We start from the raw sequence: 17,666 nt of genomic DNA on the forward strand, positions 1-17,666 counted from the left end.
TGTCACTCAAGAAATAGCGATAAGCTAATTTTAACCAACCTAATTAAACTATTATTTCCCTGACTCAAAAGCTAGTTGAGATAAATTAAATAGCAGTTTCCAATTAATTTAAATCTTTAGATTTTCCAAAATTATCAATAATTTCTGTTATTACCCTACGATATTCTTGAGAATACTTCTCTCGTGTATGATTTGCCCTCACAAATTCCCACGATCGCCGTGCCATTGCCTTTAAGTCTGCTGGAGGTAGGCTAGAGATTTTCTGAATCTCTTTTTTAATCTCTGCTATGGAAGCTTCTTTTAAAATAACTCCATAATCATCTCTGACATCTACACTAGCTTCATAAGTCACAATTGGGATTAAACCAGCGTGCATACAGGTAATTACACAACCGCCGCCACCTTCAGAACATGAAGGATAAATAATGCCAAGACAAGAATTAGCAATTTTTACAAAGTCAGAACTACTAACATCAATCCATCCATAAGTATGAATATTAGGAGTATGATAAAGTTCTTTATAAAAGGCTTTTTCAAAATCTAATTCTTTGCTAACTGGACCGCAGATAGTTAAGTGGCAACCTGGCATTTCTGCAAAAGCTTCTAAAACTAGATCTAATCCTTTATGAACTGCTCCATTACTACCAAACCATAAAAAACGCTGGCAACAAGTAGCAAAATCTTTCTCTTCGGGAAATGGATAAATTTCAGTTGTCGAAATTGGCACGCGATATATCGGTTTGCGAGCATATTTAAAGGTATTAATCGTAAATTCATTTCCTAAAACAATAGTACAGTCCGCGTACTCAACTCCTTTATTCGGTAGCTCAAACCTGTTATTGCGTAAAGTCATACCTCTTCTTTGTTGCAAGGCATATAATCGATTGCACTCCGCCGCATTATGAAATATGATATGGGCTGTATCAGCGTACAAAACTCTGATACAATCCCGATCGAGCAGTGGAGCTAATCTTTCTAGATTGTGCCGACTATCGATCGCGATAGAATATTTTTTTTTGGGTATGAATAAATCGTTAAATAAGGTAATCACGTCAACACAATAACCTAAATCTAACAAGATTCTCACCATCTCCACAGTTTCCCAATGATGGGTGTGCTTATTACAAACTGCTTCAGTAGATTTGGCGAGAAATGGATCGAGGTTATATGAAATTAGAGCGTTTCCTTTGGCAATACCTTCTGGCTTGAAAGAAGCAACTTTAGTCCGATTAATTCGACCTCTAATTTTATCAAGAATAAAATTGAAGTAGTACCCCAGACGATGCAAGAATCTAGCAATCATGACTGTTCTATTGCTATCTATAATTAGAATATTCATATATCTGAACTCTGTTTTTACCTAAAAACAGAGTTGTTATTTTAGTTTACTGCAAACATTCAGCCTACTATTTTAGTTTACCGCGAACATTATCTGTTCTTAATAACTTGTAACTATAAAGTCGAAATGACTTTATTGTTTGAAAAATAATTCGTATGGCGAAAAAAATCGTCGTAAGAAACCACGACTGAGACCGGGAATCTGCGATTGATAAGTTTCTATAGCTTGATGTTTTCGATCGCGAACGGAATTAATCGGTAGTCGATAAGCGCCGTCGAGATCTCTCCCCTGAAGTTGAAATGACAGAGGATTTTGCCAGAAGATCCAAATGGGATATTGTAGTAGCTCTACCTGCATTCCAGACTGGGCGATCGCAGTCTGGACTAGATCGTAAGTTGCTTCATGATCGGCGTGAACATCTTTGCGATGAGGAACGTACACTTCTCCTGGCGTAGTTTTCTGTAACAACTGAACGATTTGCTCGACTAAATTTTGGCGCGATTCACTGGTCAAGCTAGCCAAAGTCCCGTCGATTTGGTCGAGAAAAATAATCTCTGAATCAGCAACCCCAAGAGCATCAAGCGCAGCCTGAGCTTCTTTTTTACGCAAGCTGATAACTTCTGCCGTTTCCATACGATCAAGGAAACCATAGCGCCCGTCAGTCATAAACACGACTTTCACTGGGACTCCCTGCTGCCGTTTGAGGGCGATCGCGCCACCACAGCCTAAAGTTTCATCATCTTGGTGAGGAGCAAAAACAATTGCCGATTTCTGGCTGGGCGCTAAAGGTTTGCTTTTCCTCGCCACAATCCATAAAAATAATAAATAAGAAGTTAGATTTCTGAGGTGCAAGCCAACAATAACTTTTAGCCTATTGATAATTTTTTGTACTCTTTGTTTACTAGTCATATTTTTTACTATTTCTGACTAACTATTTTTTACTAGCTATATCGATCGATCCCCTGTTTCAAACTTAGAATAACAAATTGCATATGCTACAACTAGCCAAAACTACAGCGATCGGTATGAATTTTTCATCCATCGGGCAATCAAGGCTAAAAGTATAGAGCTACGAGCGCTTTAAGTGCGCTCGGCTTTTGACTGCTGACGAAACCAATCAACTGTAGAAACTAAGCCTGTTTCTAGAGCAATTCTCGGCTGCCAGCCTAATTTATCTGAAGTCAAGGTTATGTTTGCTACTCGCACTTTTTCTACTGGTCGGTCGGGTAAAGCACCAAACAAAGGTTCTATTTGTGGATTAATTATTTGCGTCAGTTGTTCTACAAGCGAACGAATAGAAACTAAGTTACCCGAACCTAGATCGAAAGTATATCCTTCAACTCCAGGTACTCTTGCTGCCGCTAGCATACCGTCAATCACATCATCAACGTAGATCCAGTCAACTTCTCGCGTACCACTGGCTAGCTTGGGAGCTTCGCCTTGGAGTAGAGATAGGGTAACGGAAGGAATAATTTTATGAATGGGTTGCCTGGGTCCGTAGGTCATAAACGGGCGCACCAGAACTACAGGTGTTTGGTAAAGATGGTGAAACATCCGGCTGTAAGCAACACTAGCCCACTTAGCAGCAGAATAGGGTGAAATTGGCGCAATTTCACCTTGTTTTGGTTCTGGTTCCTCTAACGAGCCGATCGTGACTATGCGATCGCACTGCATTTGAGTCGCAACTGTCAAGATATTGACAGTACTCACTACTAAGCTGTGAAATGTGGGCAACACCAACTCTAAACCAGCAACACCAGTAATCAGCCCAGATAAATGAAAGACTATCTGGGGCTGAATTGTCTGAAATAGATTTTGCACGACTTCTAAATCTTCCACATTGCCTTGCCACCAATGCAGTAATTCACGATCTGTCGTGCGTTCTGTGCGAGAAATAGCATGAACTTCCGCACCATTTTGACATAGGCGATCGCACAAATGAGAACCCAAAAATCCACTCGCACCCGTGACTAAAATTTTCTTTCCCGATAATTCCGCCAGCGCATCACTCATCTTAACTTCAACTATTTGGGCAATAGATTCATCTTCTTTGTCATAGTCTAGATCGCAGTCAGATTGACTCATCTACATATAGATGTATTTTACGAAAATTCTTTATGCTTTCATAACTGGTTCTGGCTTAGCTTTCAACAGTTCGCAGCCCGCTAGAGCATCTGCTGCTTGCTTGATGACATCAAAACTGAGTTGCGATCGCTCGGCTATGTCTAATAAACTGTACTCGCCATCAGATAAGTTGAGAACCCATAACAAAGCTAGCTCATTCACTTGTTCTTCTGCATGACCGCCTACAGCTCTGTACAGTCCTCTTTTACCGAGGCGTGGTTCGCATTTAGGATTTTGATTTAAGTAAGTGCGATTATTTTCTAATACGTGCAAAATTGACAAAAATTTGGCAAACGAATCACCTAAATACTCGGGTTGCACGAAGCTCAAATTATCTGCGGAAGTATGATATTCAGAATACTGACCGTGGGAGGATCGCATGAAACAACCAACTGGTAAATTAAACCCAGGAGAACAATATTGCCGTTCGTCGTAGCCGTAGGGAAAAAAGTCAATAACTTGATATTCCGAACCAGAGTGTTGCATGACGTGGATTGCAGCTCGATCTATCTGCGTATCACCCCGGCGACTTCTTTTATAAGTATATTTTCCTGCGTCACCTACGCCAGTAACAACTAAACCGTGAGCAATTTTATTGACATTTTGCTCGTTTAAAGCCAACCAGGTCACGGAACCAATCGTACCTGGAATAAACAGAAATCTATAAGAGTACCTTCGTTGTTGAATTTGACTGAGGTGTTTAGCTAATAATGTAGCTAACGATATACCGGAAAGATTATCGTTACATAAAGATGGATGGCAGGTATGGCAGGAAATTAAAATTTCTTCTCGCGTTTCGCCTGGTAAATAATATTCACCATAGGTCAAATATCCAGGTTCTAAACTCGACTCGATACAAATTTCGTATTCTTCCTCTTCCAGCGATAAAAATTGTGTGTGACTTAAGCAAAAACCCCAAGTTTCTTTGTAGTACGAAGTTCGATATGGAATGCGATCGGGATATTCTGGGAGCGTATGTAAATGTGCTTTTAATTCAGATAAGCTGACAGTTTTATGTACGGGAACGCTATAGTTCACAACGTGCAAATTGCATTCCTGAAAATCTACGATCTTCTCACCTCTTGAGTTTTTGATATATGCATCTTTAATATTCCATTCTTTTGGTATTGTCCAGTCAAAGACTTCCGTACCTGTAGGAATTTCTGCTATTTCTAGAGGAATGTGTTCTTGAATAATTTTTAGGGTTTCTCGGACTCCATTGCCTGTAATACTACGACAAATTGGATATAACCGAGAGATCGTTTGATAAATTTGCCGCCCTATATCGTTTGATTTGAGAGATTTCCTTAAAGAAGATAAATTATGAATGCTCGGACTAACTTGAACCATAATTTTACTCCTACAACAAGTTTGTTACTAATTTTATATATGTATTCAAAATTATTTTAACAGGTTCTGCAAATCAGAACTATTTTCGACCAAAATGTAGAAGATTAATCGAAATCGGATGATTCGATCTATTTTAGAGACTTAAGATATTTATATGAGATCTGAGAATCAAATTGAACGAATAATACGTGAGGAGCTTTTCATCAATTTCAAACGCTACATTTCCTCAGATGTTAAGTAGCGTATGGCTCGCTGTAAATCTGCTGGAGTACCGATATCTAAGTACGGTTGGCGATCGCAGATTTCTGCTTCTACTTGCAACCCAGCATCAATTGCTGCTTGAAAAACATCTCCAATCGGAACTTCGCGGGGTGGAGAAGAATTATTCTGTCGCTCTATTTCTAACTTAGCAACAAATTGATGGAGAAACTCTGTAAAACTTGGTTTCCAGACAGCAGCACACCAGCTGTATTGCAATTCGCTTTGGGCGGGTTTTTCAATAATTTGTCGTACCCGTCCTCGCTCGTCGAAGTCTACCATACCACCTTTGTGCGAATGCTCGAAGGGTAGCAAGTTGATTGCTACATCTGCATTGCCAGCATAAAGCCTTGTCAGCAAACGTTTGTATGTATCATCTGGTTGAAAGAGAATATCGGGAAACCCGATCGCGATCGCTGCATCTTTAACAAAAGGATACGCGCGATCGAGGGTATATGGCACGCCAAAGGGTAAACCGACTACCAGATAGCCTAAATCCAAACCTACGATGTCGCCATCGCCAAAATAGGCAGGAATATCCCATTTTCCAGGGCGTAGGAGAAAGAAAGCCTTCCGAATCCCTGCCGTTTGCATCTTTTCCAGCAAGTAATGAGATACAACTTTGGGACGCAGGCTACCATCTACTTGAGAGCGAAAGCCAATCGGATACAATTCCTTGCTACAAGGCAAGGGAGAAATGCGGGTGGCTTGTCCCCCTGCTGGTAACAGCCCGATGACTTCCTGCTGTGGATTGTAGTTATAAGTTGCCATTTATAGTTATCAGTAGTCAGTTATCAGTTGTCAGCCTCACCTTACCTCTTAACCAACTTCCAACTACCAATTGCCAATTGCCAGTACCCACTACTCACGACTCACTTCCAACAGGATGACTATTTAATTAAAACCGTTTCTAGCAAATCCCATTCCAGATCTTTGCGAGAAATTTCGCTCACTGGTAGCCGCCACTGAATATCCAAAATCGGATCGTTGTAGCGCAACCCCCGCTCGTATCCAGGCGTATAAGACTTATTCATCTGATACGCTATCTCTGTATTATCGTCAAGAGTTTGATAGCCATGAGCGAACATTTCTGGAATGTATAGCGCCCTATGATTATCGGCAGTCAATTCTACACAGATATGAGATAAGTATGTGGGAGAATCGGGGCGCAAATCGACAATACAATCGTAGATTGCTCCTTGAGTGCAGCGAACTAACTTTGCCTCTGTTGCTGGAGCCGCTTGGTAATGCATTCCTCGCAACGTACCTTTTTTATGATTGAAGGCAATGCTGCACTGGACGTTAGTAATTTCTAAGCCAAGCGCAGCAAATTCGCGATCGCAAAAAGTCCGCGCAAAAAAACCCCGACTATCCTCTTTTGGCTCTATGTCAATGATATAGGCTCCCTGGAGCGCCGTTTCAGTAAAAAGCATAGGCTTGATAGTGGCATTAGCTAGCTATAGTAGACAAAACCTGTTGCTGAATCGCTGGATAAACTTGTACTTCTGGAATCGGCACGACGAACTGTCCACCCCATTCAGCAATATATGCCATTTGTGTCATAATCTCTTCTTTCAAATTCCAGGGTAAAATCAACACGTAATCGGGCTGGGTTTCGCGGATTTTATCTGGATGCAGAATTGGAATATGAGTTCCAGGTAGGAATAAATCTTGTTTGTAAGGACTGCGATCTACGGTATAGTCGATGAAGTCTTTGCCCACACCGCAGTAATTCAGTAGGGTATTGCCTTTAGCTGGCGCACCGTAGGCAGCGATTCTCTTTCCTTGAGATTTAGCTTCGATCAGAAATTTTAGTAGCTTGCGCTTGGTTGCCTTAACTTGTTCGCCAAATGTCAAGTAAGTTTCAATATCTTCCAACCCAGCAGCCGCTTCTTTTGCCTTCAGTTGCTTGACACGGTTGCTAACTGCTGGCTCTACTGCATCGCTATGCTTGCCGTAAATTCGTAAAGAACCGCCGTGCGTCGGGAGTTCTTCGACATCAAATAACGTTATCCCATGCGCGGCAAACATTTTCTCTACTGTAATGAATGAGTAGTAAGAAAAATGTTCGTGATAAATCGTGTCAAACTGATTTTGCTGCATCAATTGCAGTAAGTGAGGAAATTCCATTGTCAAGATGCCATTTGGCTTCAAGACAATTTTCATGCCACCGATAAAGTCATTCACATCGGGAACGTGCGCCAGAACGTTATTTCCTAATAATAAGTCTGCCGATTTTCCTTCTGCTACCATTTCTTTAGCTGTATTAACGCCAAAGAATTTTACCCAAGTCGGAATTCCTTTTTCGGCTGCTGCTTTGGCAGTGTTTGCGGCTGGTTCGACTCCTAAAACTGGGATACCTTTTTGATGAAAATATTGCAGCAAGTAACCGTCGTTACTAGCAATTTCAACGACTTGGCTAGCCGAATTAAATTTAAATCTTTCTACCATTAACTCAGTGTAAGCTTTAGCATGTCTGAGCCAACTCTCGGAATAGGAAGAAAAATAAGCATAGTCACCATCGCCAAAAATGTGTTCTGGAGATTCAAATTCTTCTAACTGTACCAAAAGACAGCGATCGCAGACGTATGTGTGGAGTGGATAAAACTTCTCAGCACGGTTTAAGTGTTCTGAAGTTAAATTATCATTTGCTATAGGTGACATGCCTAAATCTGCAAAAGTATATCGCAGTTCGTTGCCACAAAAACGACACTTTTTACTCACTATCCGATCTCTCCTACGATTCAGCTACTAAATTACAAAATAAATTCCACTCAAAGAGTGGAAACTGAAGTTTGCGCAAACAGGATTATTTTGGTTGATTCCAAAAGAAATCTTTATCCAACTGTCCTGTTTGCAATAAATACTCCAATTGCTTCAAGCGAGTAAACCCTCTGGAAGTAAATACATCAGCAGTCATTTGAATTCCACTAAACAACTCAAATAACTGTTTTGCTCCCCGCCGTGCATCCCACTCACACTTAAACCCTGGTAAGGTAGAGTTAATCTTCTCAAAACTGACTCGGTAACTGCGATTATCCGATCCACTGTCCCCAAAACTAACCTGACAGCCAGGAAAAGCTTCAGCTACAATTTCGGCGATTTCTCGTACTTGGTAATTGTGCGCCGTATCCCCAACGTTGAAGATTTGATTGTGAATGATGTCCCGTGGTGCTTCTAAGGCACAAATAATCGCTTTACATATATCTAGTGCGTGTACTAAAGGTCGCCAAGGCGTACCGTCACTCGTCATTTTGATTTCCTTTGTCGTCCATGCTAATCCAGCTAAATTGTTCAGGACGATATCAAAGCGCATCCGTGGCGAAGCACCAAATGCTGTAGCATTTCTCATGAATGTAGGCGAGAAGCTGTCATCTGCCATTGCCGTTAAATCCCGCTCTACCAAAGCTTTACACTCGGCATAGGCAGTTTGCGGATTCACAGGAGAAGCCTCTGTCACATCTCCCTCGGTGGCAACACCGTAGACGCTGCAAGAGGACATGTACACGAAACGACGAATACCAGCAGCTTTGGCTAAATTTGCTAACCGTACTGAACCTTTGTGGTTAATGTCATAAGTAATATTGGGTGCGAGTTGTCCAGTAGGATCGTTGGACAATTCTGCCATATGAACGATCGCCTCTACACCCTGCAAATCTTCTGTAGTAATGTGGCGAATATCTTTATTTAGGGTTCGAGCAGTCGTATCAGTCCCGTTATACAACCAGCCAACTTTGTAGAATCCGGTGTCTACTCCTAGAACTTCATGTCCCCGTTTGATTAATAGTGGTGGTAGTAAACAGCCTAAATATCCTTCTGTACCTGTAACTAATACTTTCATTTATAATTATTCTTCCTATACTTTGACTGTGTTTGCCTGGGAGGGGGATTGGGAAATTGCAGCAACAATTGCCTTACCAATCTCTAGCGAAGAGGTAGCGGCTGGGGAAGGAGCATTACAAACGTGCATAGCATTTTTTCCTGGCACGAGTAAAAAATCATCCACCAAACTACCATCAGCTTTGAGTGCTTGCGCTCTCACTCCCGCGTGAGTTGGCACGACATCTTGTTCTCGCACCTCTGGAATCAATTGTTGTAGACTCCTGACAAAGGCAGCTTTACTCCAAGAACGAACGATTTCTTTAATTCCTTCATCGGCGTGTTTGGCAGCTAATTTCCAAAAAGCTGGATAGGTTAGCACTTCTGCCAAATCCTTGAAGTCAAAATCTGTTTTGTGATAGCCTTCACGCTTGAAACTCAAGACTGCATTAGGTCCAGCGTGAACGCTGCCATCAATCATGCGGGTAAAATGTACGCCCAAGAAGGGGAAAGCCGGATTGGGTACGGGGTAGATCAAGCCTTTGACTAAGTAGCGTTTTTCTGGTACGAGTTCGTAGTATTCGCCACGAAAAGGTACGATTTTGGCTTGGGGATCGGCTCCGCTCTTTTTAGCAATGCGATCGCTTTGCAGCCCGGCACAATTGATCGTAAACTTTGTCTCAAAGCTACCAGAGTTAGTGTCTAGCACTGTCCTGTTGCTCGTATGTCGGATTCGTTCTACCTTAGTACCGAGCTTTAATTCTCCACCCTGAGCTTGAATTATTTCGACATACTTCTGCGCAACCTTTTTGTAGTCCACGATTCCGGTTGTAGGGACGTGGATTCCTGCCAAACAGCTGACATGCGGTTCGTATTCCGCAACTTCTGCCGCACTCAACTTTCTCACGCCCAAGCCATTAGCTATACCTCTTTCATAAAGATTATCTAGTAATGGCAGTTGCGCGGTAGTCGTGGCAATAATGACTTTGCCGCAAACTTCATGAGGAATATCGTGCTGCTGACAGAACTCTACCATCGAGCGACTGCCTTCTCGACAGAATCTAGCTTTGAAGCTACCTGGCTTGTAGTATATGCCTGAGTGGATTACGCCGCTGTTGTTCCCAGTTTGATGAGATGCCCAATCGTCTTCTTTTTCTAAGACTAGAATTTTGGCATCGGGGTAGCAATCGCCTAACGTCATGGCTGTAGCCAACCCTACTATCCCACCACCAACGATCGCGAAATCATACGTGAGATTATTATTCATGCGATTGAAGTGATTAGTATTACACTTGTACAGACGGGTTTAGCGATCTATTAAACGATCGTTTATCTGAGAATTAAGATATCAACCCGCCCCTACTTAACTCTTGACTTACCTACCATACTTTCCAAGGAGCAGTGCCACTGTTCCAAAGTTCTTCTAGCAGGTGCTTGTCTCGCAGCGTGTCCATCGGTTGCCAAAAACCAGGGTGCTTGTAGGCTGATAGCTCATCCATCTGCGCCAGTTTTTGTAATGGCTCTTGTTCCCAAATTGTCCGATCGTCTTCGATCAAGTCAATTGTTTCTGGTTCTAGAACAAAGAAACCACTATTGACCCACGCTCCATCGCCATCTGGTTTTTCTCTAAAGCTAGTAATCTTGGTCTGATCTCCTTCCAGATGAATCGCACCAAAGCGTCCCGGTGGTTGGCTGGCGGTTAGAGTTGCTAAAGTATTTTGCTCTTTGTGAAATTTGACTATCTCTTTGATATTTACGCTACTCACGCCGTCGCCGTAGGTGAAGCAGAAAGTTTCATTACCAATATGTTCTCTAACGCGCTTGAGTCTTCCACCAGTCATGGTTTTATCACCCGTATCTACTAGAGTGACTCGCCAAGGCTCGGCATAACCACAGTGAACGTTCATTTGATTAAAACGCATGTCAAACGTTACGTCTGACATATGCAAAAAATAGTTAGCAAAGTATTCCTTGATTAAGTATCCTTTGTAACCGCAACAGATAATAAAATCATTAATACCAGAGGCAGAGTAAATTTTCATAATGTGCCACAAGATCGGTCTGCCACCAATCTCCACCATCGGCTTTGGTTTGACGGTGGTTTCCTCACTCAGACGAGTCCCAAGCCCTCCAGCCAGTATGACTGCTTTCATGCAAGCACCTCAAAACTTTGCAGGTTTCCTCTTGTCTTTCCAATCGATTGCTTTGTCACTGTTTTGCTAATTTTATAAACAAGTATAAATTAACCATCTGCGTAACAATAGTAGTATGCAGATTGCTTATATAGTGTAAAGACACAGTAAATATACTTTATGGTATATAAAAACTTAGTAAAGAACTTGTCGAACCAAAGCTAAGTTTGTAAACTTTCTGCCCTCACAAATAGCACGATGTAAATAGCACAATTGAAAATGTTTAATTCGATGCTCCAGTCTTCCGCGTGCGGCTAGCTAGCGTCGAACTGCAAGCCATGCTATTTCTCAAACTATTGCTGTCATGCGATCGCCCCTACAAGATCGCTCTCCTCATAGCTCTCCTCACACCCTACCTGAATAGTTGTTCGAGCGCAACTCTGTTGCTGCTCCTTCATGTTTGAGCGGCGGTTTGAGACGCGATCGCCAACTTGCAACTTTAACTGAGACTAGTACGAGTTCGATCGGCAAACTACAAAAAAACTCCTCTTTGCGAACTTCTATTACTAGAGCAATACCTTTTATGCAGCTAAAAAGCCAATGAGAACACGTACGTGATGCTATTTCGGCTCGATAAATTCAGTATTCATACGGTTACTTGCTACTTTGAGCTAATGTCATGATCGAGGCTACATTATGACGGGAGTTTAATTAGCTTTATTACCGATCGTTTTTCTTTTTTGCTTTCACATCTGAGCTTAACAGAAAGTCAAACAACAGAGTAAATTTACTCATTATTTTTTAAATTTGAAAGGTTTTTCATATTATTACTACATTTTGAATAAACTACGATTTTCTATTGATATTCCGAACTTGACAACGAGCGCAAAATTTTTTGTAAGTCAATAAATTATCTTATGATGACAGAACCGATAGCAAGCCATGATTTTGTCAGTCATCTTAATACTTTAAAACAAGAGAGGTTCAGCGGGCAATTATTACTAAAAAGCTCTGTAGGGCAAGAGTGGATTATTTATCTATTTCTAGGAAGAATTTTATACGCCTCTGGGGGAAATCATACCGTTAGACGTTGGTATAGAGCTTTAAAATCGCATTGTCCGCAAGTCGATATTCAACAGTTAAAGCTATCTGCCGTTCTCTCTAACGCTTTAAATAGCTCAGATAATTGCTGGGAATGCCACTTGCTCAATGCAGGAATAGAGAAACAGCAAATTACCAGAGAGCAAGCAGGAAAAACGATCGCGGCGATTGTCTCTGAAGTCATGTTTGATATCACTCAAGCCATGCACGTAACATATCAGAGCAAGACAGATAACATTGCATTACCACAATTAGCACTACTCGATCCAGGGCAATTATTATCAGAAGTACAACAAGTTTGGCAGCTCTGGCAAAAAGCAAAAGTTGCGGATCGCTCGCCAAATAAAGCCGCAGTTATTAACCAACCAGAACAGCTTCAGGAACAAGTATCGCCTGCTGTTTATCAAAATCTAACTAAACTGCTAGACGGACAGCGGACATTGCGAGATCTATCAGTAGTCATGAATCGGGATGCCAAAGATGTCGTTTGTTCTTTGCTACCTTACATTCAAGCAGGTTTAGTCGAACTGATTGATATTCCAGATTTAGCACCGCCAGTCGCTCCAGCAGCGCCAGCCACAACGCCGCCATCTACACCTTCTGGCAAAGGACCGCTCATTGCTTGCGTAGATGATAGCCCGTTAGTCTGTCAAAGCATGGAACAAATTTTGACAGCCAACGGCTACAGATTTTTTGCCGTTCAAGATTCTCTGCGCGCGATCGCTGGTTTGTTGAGCCGCAAACCAGACTTAATTTTTTTAGATTTAGTCATGCCAAATACCAATGGATATGAAATTTGCAGCCAGTTACGTAAAGTTTCTGCTTTCCGTATCACTCCCATTATTATCCTCACTGGTAATGATGGCATTATCGATCGAGTTCGTGCCAAAATTGTCGGGGCTTCAGATTTTCTGAGTAAGCCAGTAGATGCAGAAACAGTTTTGTCGGTAACGTCTAAACATCTTAACAGTAATTCTTTGGTAGAAGATCTTTAAAATGACTCATTATGATGTAGCTGTCCTCGTTTGCACTGCCTTAAATCCGATCGCTTGTAATCGATCTAAATGTTAGTTTATTTTCATTTGTTCTAGAGGTTGAAGCCATGAGTACAGTTTTAGTCGTCGATGACTCAATGACAGAAATGCAAGTCATCACTAGTTGCTTACAACGCGGCGGTTTAAGCGTTCAAACAGCAACCAGCGGAGAAGAAGCTTTAGTTAAAATTAGCAGTCAAAAACCAGACGTAATTATTTTGGATGTCGTGCTACCAGGTCGGAGCGGTTTTGAACTTTGTCGCGATCTCAAATCAGAAGCAGGAACGAGCATGATTCCTGTTGTCATGTGTTCTACAAAAGGTAGCGAAATGGACAAATTCTGGGGCATGAAGCAAGGTGCAGATGCTTATATTACCAAACCTATCGATCAAGAAAAACTACTACAAACTGTCAAGCAACTGTTGAAATGATTGGAATTAATATAACGATTGCTTGGCACATTTGCTAGCCAAGAACTGCTAGGAGAGCGGTCATGATATCGGAATTTACAACCAGGGGTGTAGTAGCAGGAAATCCAAATGCAGAAGAAGCTGCTGGCTCAAAACAGCAGTTTTTGCGATTGCATTTGCCACCAGATACGACTGCCATATTGCCACTAGCCCAAATCGCAGAAGTACTGACCGTACCCACTGCTCAAATTGTACCTATTCCCCATTTACCTGCTTGGGTCATGGGTGTTTATAACTGGCGAGGCGAGATTTTGTGGATTGTCGATCTCGGTCACAAGATCGGACAGGCTCCCCTATACCAACAAGGAACTAGTCGCTCTAGTTACACAGCAGTGGTAATTCACAGCACTCAGCAGGTTGCTGAAAGACAAAGCGATCGCAAAACAGGTAAAAAAGTGCTGGGATTATTAGTGAATCAGGTGGAAGACATGGAATGGTGCAACCCCGATAACATTCAATCCCCTCCCGCATCTGCTGTCACCCCTGAGTTAGTGCCGTATTTGCGTGGTTATTTTCCCAAACCGAATGGCGAAATCTTGGTGGTGTTAGATGGCGACTCCATCATCGCTGGAATGCCTCAACCAAAGACAGAAACTAGTTGAAATGCTTGAGCTAATTTCATCTTGCCCCATGACTAAACTTGCAGGTGAAAGTTTCCATCTCACCACTGATTTCTAAGTTAACGACTTAAACTATGAATTCTCCTTCCCAACCAAACTCAGCTAAAAATATTCATAAGGGTAACTACAACGAGCCTTTTTATGACGATACGTCATTTAGCGAGCAGCCAATATCGGAAACTGAAGAGCGGCAAAACTTTAAACAAGATCCTAGCGAACTAGAGCCGAACCAACAACCAAGCCAATCTGGTAAAAAAGGACGCAGTTTGAGGTTCAAAGCCACAGCCATAGCAGTTGCCCTGAGTACGACTCCTGTAGTGGTAATTGGGGCAACTGATTATTTCTTGACCAATCAACAATTACATAAAGATGTTACGGAAAGCCAACTATTACGAAATGAAGCTCTGAGTAAAGAGCTATCAAATTTCATGGTTGAGCGGTATGGCGATATTCAAGTGCTAGCAAATTTGCCCATCCTAGCAAATCCTAAAGTAGTAGCAATCACAACGCCGCAAGAAAAGCAAAGCTTATTAGATCGATATATCAATGCCTATGGGGTATATAGCAGCATTGCTATGTTCGATCTCAATGGCGATACTGTGGTGCAATCTAAAGGGAAACCAATTGCCAATCACAAGGATGCCGAATATTTTCAGCAAGCGCTGAAAACTGGTCGCCCTTTCATTAGTCAACCAGCAGTCACTAAATCAACAGAAAAATTAAGTCTTCGAATCGCCGCACCAGTTAAAGATTCTCTGACTAACCAAATCATTGGTGTCGTTCGCGCTCAAATTCCAGCCGAAGCAGTGAGCAAGTTGCTAGAAAAATATGGTGCGAGCGAACAAGAATTTCTAGTGATTGATGCTAACGGAAAAGTTTTGGGTTCTCAAGATGTCACCGATTTAGGAAAAGAGGCTAAATCGATCTTTCCTAAATTGCAGCAAATGCAAGCAACACTCGCGAGTGGAGCAACCACTGATATTCATACAACTCATAAAGAAGAACACATCTTGACGTACGCTCCTTTTCCAAAAGTAGAGGGGATACCAGATTTAGGTTGGAGTACTGCGATCGCTAAAGAGTCAGCTCAAGCGTTTGCTGCCCAACGAGGACTGTTATTAAACTTTGGTGTTGGTACGGCGATCGCGGCATTTTTAGTCAGCGCGATCGCTGCTTACTTAGTTAACCGCGCGACTCGTCCTATTTTAGATGCGGCAGATGCCGTAGAGAAATTGGGTCAGGGAGAGTTAGATACTCGCATTGCTGTAGAGGGAGAAGACGAACTAGCAATACTGGGAACCAACATCAACCAGATGGCAAGTCAGTTACAACAACTTCTCCAAAATCAAACTACCCAAACTCAACAAGCTAACTTTCTCTCCGAAATTGCCTCTGCCCGCGATGGTGGTTCGGAAGATTTAGAAACTGTCTTCAGCCAAGCAGTGCAAGGAGCCAGAGAACTTTTACAAGCGGATCGAGTCGTCGTCTATCGCTTTAATCCCAATGGGAGTGGTTATATTGCGGCTGAATCAGTGTTACCTGGCTTGCCGCGCGCTCTCGATAACAATGTTGACGATGCTTGTATTAGCGAACAACTATTGGAAGAATACAGGCGCGGTCGCGTCGTTCCTACTAGTAACGTCATGGCGGCGGGTTTCCATCCAGAACACCTGCGTTTAATGGAACGATTACAAATTAAAGCCAATTTAGTTACGCCAATCTTGAAAAACGACCAGTTATTTGGTTTATTAATTGCCCATCACTGCGAACAAACCCACACATGGCAACAAGAAGAAATTAACTTCCTCAAACAGCTAGCATCTCAGCTGGGAATTATCTTAAATCGCTTATCATTCCTAGAACAAAAGCAAGCTGCGGTAGAACGAGCATCAATGGTGAAAGATATCACCATTAAGCTGACTCAAGGACTTGGCGTGCAGGAAATTATGGCAACTGCGGTACAAGAACTGCGCCAAGCACTGAATAGCGATCGCGTTGTTATTTATAGTTTCAACGACCAATGGAAAGGCAGAGTTATCGCTGAATCCGTAGGCGAGGGTTTCCCCAAAGCTTTAGGAGCAGATATTGACGACCCTTGTTTTGCCAAAGGTTATGTAGAACGCTATCGTCAAGGGCGGGTACAAGCCACAGAAAACATTTACGATGCAGGTTTAACTGATTGTCATATTGCTCAGTTACAACAGTTTGCAGTCAAGGCAAACTTGGTTGCTCCCGTAATTCGTAGTGGCGAACTCTTGGGTTTACTGATCGCTCACCAGTGCGATGCACCCCGCAAGTGGCAACAAGAAGAAATTGCCATGTTCTCGCAGGTCGCTACCCAGATAGGACTCGCGCTCGATCGCGCCTCTCTGTTGGAACAGCAACAGAATGCCAGAGAATTCTTACAGCGCCGCGCTTTAGAACTCCTAATGGAAGTCGATCCCGTCAGCCGAGGCGACCTGACAATCCGCGCCAACGTCACCGAAGACGAAATCGGGACGATCGCCGACTCCTACAACGCGACAATTAACAGCTTGCGGAAAATCGTGACCCAAGTACAAACCACTGCCAAACAGGTAGCTCATACAACGACGAGTAACGAGCGATCTGTCGGCGAACTATCTCAAGAAGCACTGCGGCAAACTGAAGCAGTTACTGCGGCTTTGGAGCGGATTCAGCAAATGTCAGATTCAATTCTGGCTGTAGCCAATAGTGCCTCTCAAGCAGAGGCAGCAGTGCAGCAAGCAACTCAAACAGTAGCAGAAGGCGATACAGCCATGAACCGGACTGTGGACGGGATGATGGCAATTCGACAAACAGTAGCAGAAACCTCGAAAAAAGTGAAGCGATTGGGTGAGTCGTCGCAAAAGATCTCCAAAGTTGTGAACCTGATCGGTACATTCGCCGACCAAACCAACCTACTAGCACTTAACGCTTCCATTGAGGCAGCTCACGCAGGAGAACAAGGACGAGGATTTGCGGTGGTAGCTGACGAAGTACGAACCCTAGCACGGCAATCGGCAGAAGCAACAGCAGAAATTGAAAGCTTGGTGAAGGATATTCAGACAGAGACAAATGAAGTGGTAGCAGCAATGGAAGCTGGTACGGAACAAGTGGTGACGGGTACTGTACTTGTGCATGAAACGCGGCAAAATCTGCTCAAGATTACGGAAGTAAGCCAACAGATTAGCGAACTCGTAGCGGCGATCGCTTCTGCTGCGGCGTTGCAATCTCAGACATCGCAAGTCGTGACGGCAACAATGACAGATGTAGCCGCGATCGCCGACCGCACTTCCAACGAAGCAACTGTAGTATCTGCGGCATTTAAGGAACTCTCAACGCTAGCGCAAGAACTACAAACTAGCGCCAGTCAATTCAAAGTTAGTTAGTGGTGAGTGGTGCGTGGTGCGTGGTGAGTG

General features: G+C 42.7%; 14 protein-coding genes. 4 read left to right on the forward strand and 10 right to left on the reverse strand.

Going from position 1 to position 17,666, the window contains the following annotated elements; all coding sequences use genetic code 11:
• Positions 1–103: 103 nt before the first annotated feature.
• The 10 genes from C7Y66_RS17390 to rfbF all read right to left on the reverse strand — a co-directional run bounded on the left by C7Y66_RS17390 (position 104) and on the right by rfbF (position 11,043).
• Complete coding sequence (locus C7Y66_RS17390; protein WP_233222725.1) at positions 104–1,339, reverse strand: glycosyltransferase; 1,236 nt, start codon at positions 1,337–1,339, stop codon at positions 104–106.
• Between the two features lie 132 nt (positions 1,340–1,471).
• Complete coding sequence (locus tag C7Y66_RS17395; RefSeq protein ID WP_106546558.1) at positions 1,472–2,248, reverse strand: PIG-L deacetylase family protein; 777 nt, start codon at positions 2,246–2,248, stop codon at positions 1,472–1,474.
• A 171-nt stretch (positions 2,249–2,419) separates the two neighbouring features.
• A complete protein-coding gene (locus C7Y66_RS17400) occupies positions 2,420–3,424 on the reverse strand; it encodes an NAD(P)-dependent oxidoreductase (RefSeq protein ID WP_106546559.1) in 1,005 nt (334 codons plus the stop codon).
• A 30-nt stretch (positions 3,425–3,454) separates the two neighbouring features.
• Complete coding sequence (locus tag C7Y66_RS17405) at positions 3,455–4,813, reverse strand: DUF4910 domain-containing protein (protein WP_106546560.1); 1,359 nt, start codon at positions 4,811–4,813, stop codon at positions 3,455–3,457.
• A gap of 216 nt (positions 4,814–5,029) precedes the next feature.
• Positions 5,030–5,842: a sugar phosphate nucleotidyltransferase gene (locus C7Y66_RS17410; protein WP_015152331.1), complete on the reverse strand. Its 813-nt coding sequence runs from the start codon at positions 5,840–5,842 to the stop codon at positions 5,030–5,032.
• A gap of 119 nt (positions 5,843–5,961) precedes the next feature.
• Entirely contained in the window at positions 5,962–6,504 is a 543-nt protein-coding gene (gene rfbC, locus C7Y66_RS17415; RefSeq protein WP_015152330.1) for a dTDP-4-dehydrorhamnose 3,5-epimerase, read from the reverse strand.
• A 16-nt stretch (positions 6,505–6,520) separates the two neighbouring features.
• Complete coding sequence (locus C7Y66_RS17420; RefSeq protein ID WP_106546561.1) at positions 6,521–7,795, reverse strand: class I SAM-dependent methyltransferase; 1,275 nt, start codon at positions 7,793–7,795, stop codon at positions 6,521–6,523.
• Positions 7,796–7,880: 85 nt separating this feature from the next.
• Positions 7,881–8,912: an NAD(P)-dependent oxidoreductase gene (locus tag C7Y66_RS17425; RefSeq protein WP_106546562.1), complete on the reverse strand. Its 1,032-nt coding sequence runs from the start codon at positions 8,910–8,912 to the stop codon at positions 7,881–7,883.
• A gap of 15 nt (positions 8,913–8,927) precedes the next feature.
• A complete protein-coding gene (gene lhgO, locus C7Y66_RS17430) occupies positions 8,928–10,157 on the reverse strand; it encodes an L-2-hydroxyglutarate oxidase (RefSeq protein ID WP_106546563.1) in 1,230 nt (409 codons plus the stop codon).
• Positions 10,158–10,269: 112 nt separating this feature from the next.
• Positions 10,270–11,043 carry a glucose-1-phosphate cytidylyltransferase gene (rfbF, locus tag C7Y66_RS17435; RefSeq protein WP_106546564.1) on the reverse strand — a complete coding sequence of 258 codons (774 nt, stop codon included), beginning with the start codon at positions 11,041–11,043 and terminating at the stop codon, positions 10,270–10,272.
• An 896-nt stretch (positions 11,044–11,939) separates the two neighbouring features.
• Here rfbF and C7Y66_RS17445 point away from each other — a divergent pair.
• The 4 genes from C7Y66_RS17445 (at position 11,940) to C7Y66_RS17460 (ending at position 17,636) form a co-directional block, all read left to right on the forward strand.
• Positions 11,940–13,118: a response regulator gene (locus tag C7Y66_RS17445; RefSeq protein ID WP_015152325.1), complete on the forward strand. Its 1,179-nt coding sequence runs from the start codon at positions 11,940–11,942 to the stop codon at positions 13,116–13,118.
• A gap of 107 nt (positions 13,119–13,225) precedes the next feature.
• Positions 13,226–13,588, forward strand: coding sequence for a response regulator transcription factor (locus C7Y66_RS17450; RefSeq protein WP_015152324.1), 363 nt, complete (start codon positions 13,226–13,228; stop codon positions 13,586–13,588).
• 62 nt (positions 13,589–13,650) lie between these two features.
• On the forward strand, positions 13,651–14,229 hold the full coding sequence (locus tag C7Y66_RS17455; RefSeq protein WP_106546566.1) for a chemotaxis protein CheW: 579 nt from the start codon (positions 13,651–13,653) through the stop codon (positions 14,227–14,229).
• Positions 14,230–14,321: 92 nt separating this feature from the next.
• The gene (locus C7Y66_RS17460; RefSeq protein WP_106546567.1) at positions 14,322–17,636 is read left to right on the forward strand and encodes a GAF domain-containing protein; all 3,315 of its coding nucleotides are present in this window, start codon (positions 14,322–14,324) and stop codon (positions 17,634–17,636) included.
• Positions 17,637–17,666: the final 30 nt, after the last annotated feature.

This window comes from Chroococcidiopsis sp. CCALA 051 (assembly GCF_003015105.1).
GTDB classification, from domain to species: domain Bacteria; phylum Cyanobacteriota; class Cyanobacteriia; order Cyanobacteriales; family Chroococcidiopsidaceae; genus Chroococcidiopsis; species Chroococcidiopsis thermalis.

Excerpts from the sequence above, each read along its gene's own strand:
- C7Y66_RS17390 (WP_233222725.1), bottom strand. The coding sequence starts at position 1,339 with ATGAATATTCTAATTATAGATAGCAATAGAACAGTCATGATTGCTAGA.
- C7Y66_RS17395 (WP_106546558.1), bottom strand. The coding sequence starts at position 2,248 with ATGACTAGTAAACAAAGAGTACAAAAAATTATCAATAGGCTAAAAGTT.
- C7Y66_RS17400 (WP_106546559.1), bottom strand. The coding sequence starts at position 3,424 with ATGAGTCAATCTGACTGCGATCTAGACTATGACAAAGAAGATGAATCT.
- C7Y66_RS17405 (WP_106546560.1), bottom strand. The coding sequence starts at position 4,813 with ATGGTTCAAGTTAGTCCGAGCATTCATAATTTATCTTCTTTAAGGAAA.
- C7Y66_RS17410 (WP_015152331.1), bottom strand. The coding sequence starts at position 5,842 with ATGGCAACTTATAACTACAATCCACAGCAGGAAGTCATCGGGCTGTTA.
- rfbC (WP_015152330.1), bottom strand. The coding sequence starts at position 6,504 with ATGCTTTTTACTGAAACGGCGCTCCAGGGAGCCTATATCATTGACATA.
- C7Y66_RS17425 (WP_106546562.1), bottom strand. The coding sequence starts at position 8,912 with ATGAAAGTATTAGTTACAGGTACAGAAGGATATTTAGGCTGTTTACTA.
- lhgO (WP_106546563.1), bottom strand. The coding sequence starts at position 10,157 with ATGAATAATAATCTCACGTATGATTTCGCGATCGTTGGTGGTGGGATA.
- rfbF (WP_106546564.1), bottom strand. The coding sequence starts at position 11,043 with ATGAAAGCAGTCATACTGGCTGGAGGGCTTGGGACTCGTCTGAGTGAG.
- C7Y66_RS17445 (WP_015152325.1), top strand. The coding sequence starts at position 11,940 with ATGATGACAGAACCGATAGCAAGCCATGATTTTGTCAGTCATCTTAAT.
- C7Y66_RS17450 (WP_015152324.1), top strand. The coding sequence starts at position 13,226 with ATGAGTACAGTTTTAGTCGTCGATGACTCAATGACAGAAATGCAAGTC.
- C7Y66_RS17455 (WP_106546566.1), top strand. The coding sequence starts at position 13,651 with ATGATATCGGAATTTACAACCAGGGGTGTAGTAGCAGGAAATCCAAAT.
- C7Y66_RS17460 (WP_106546567.1), top strand. The coding sequence starts at position 14,322 with ATGAATTCTCCTTCCCAACCAAACTCAGCTAAAAATATTCATAAGGGT.